We start from the raw sequence: 1,555 nt of genomic DNA, 5'->3' as shown, positions 1-1,555 counted from the left end.
GCCGTGACGGGCCTGGGCGACGACCTGGGCCCCCGCATCGGCCTGCTCGTTGGCCTGCTTGGCGACGTCGGCGGCGAGAGACGCATTCCCTGCGATCTCGGTGACGGTGGCCCCCATCTCGTGGATGGCGGTGGCGACCTGGACGGTGCGATCCCGCTGGGCGGTGCAGTTGTGCTGGGTGAGTTGGGCCTTGGCGGCCACCTCGCTGGCGGTGGCGGCTACCTGGCGCGAGTTGCTCGCCACCTGCACGATGGCCCCGTGGATCCGGGTCACGAACTGGTTGAAGCTGTGGGCAATCTCGGCCAGCTCGTCCTTGCCGGTGAGACTGGCGCGGCTGTCGAGGGCGAGGTGGCGGGCCACCTCGCCAATATGGGATTGCAGGAAGGAGACCCGGCGGCGCAGCCCGATGAGGATGAGGGTCGAGACGAGCAGCGAGATGGCGATGGCGATGACGATGATGGCGATCATCTGGGTACGACCGCTGTCATAGCTATTTTCGCTCAGGTCGTTGCGATGCTGGGCCTGACCTATCAACCCGTCGAGCAGCTCATTGGCGCCCTTGCGCATGACCCCGTAGCTCTGGCTGTAGCGATCCCGGTAGATGGCGCGTGCCTCGTCCATCTTGTTGTCAGAGAGCGCCTGCAACATGGGGGTCAGCTCCTCCCGCTCCACCCGGGTGAATTGATCGAGCAGGGTCTGGGCCCTGGCCCGGGCGTCGGGATCGACCTGGGCCTTGACGGCCTGCTCCATGGCCTGGCGCATCTCGGGAATGTCTTCCTCGCGGGTCTCCTTGACCCGGGTCAGCACCCCCTTTTCGTCGCGCAGGGAGGTGTCCTGCAATAGCATCATGTCGATGCCGACGCGCATGCGCGGGATGCGGGAGGCCACTTCCGCCATGGCCCGCATGGGGGTGGCGGTATTCTGGAACAGCTCTTCGGCCTGCTGCCTGATGTTGTCCATGCTGCGCAGACTGGCGGCGCCAACCAGCAGCAGGGCGAGACAGGGCACGGTGACGGCCAGGATCAGTTGGGTTTTGATGGTGAGGTTGCCTGCCAGCATGTTGACTCCTTGGTGTGTTGCTGTGTCGCTACTGTAGCGGCTTGTCATGACGGTTCGCCGTCATGGGGGTCGGTATTCCCTGTCGACCCGGTGAAAAAAGGGCGCCGCAGCGCCCTTTCATCTTATAACCGGAAGTTGCCGACCAGCTTGTCGAGCTCGCCGGAGAGCTGTTGCAGGCTGCGGCTGGACTCGGTCAACTGGTGGGCGATATCAGCGGTCTCCATGGTGAGCTGGTTGATGTCCTCCACGTTGCGGTTGATCTCCCCGACCACGCTGGACTGCTCTTCGGTGGCGGTGGCGACCTGGATGTTCATGTCGCTGATCTGGGTGATGTGCCCGGTGATCTGGTCGAGGGCACCGTTGGCCTCGTCGGCCTGGGTCACCACCCGCAGGCTCTGGTTGCGTCCCTGGGCCATGGCACTGACGGCGCGGGCGCTCTGCTCCTGGAGGCTGTTGATCATGCCCTGGATCTCGGCGGTGGAGGCGGCGGAGCGGC

At 65.2% G+C, this 1,555-nt stretch carries 2 protein-coding genes; both read right to left on the bottom strand.

Features of this window, described 5'->3' with window-relative positions:
* Positions 1 to 1,059: MCP four helix bundle domain-containing protein (locus BGO64_RS12865; protein ID WP_286700776.1), on the bottom strand; the 1,059-nt coding region annotated here is incomplete at its 3' end.
* Positions 1,060 to 1,181: 122 nt separating this feature from the next.
* The coding region (locus tag BGO64_RS12860; RefSeq protein ID WP_286700775.1) for a methyl-accepting chemotaxis protein at positions 1,182 to 1,555 on the bottom strand (374 nt) is incomplete at its 5' end.

Source organism: Aeromonas sp. 62-46 (genome assembly GCF_001898585.1).
GTDB lineage: Bacteria > Pseudomonadota > Gammaproteobacteria > Enterobacterales > Aeromonadaceae > Aeromonas > Aeromonas caviae.
The sequence above is the reverse complement of the archived record's forward strand: the minus strand, read 5'-3'. Positions and strand labels throughout refer to the sequence as shown.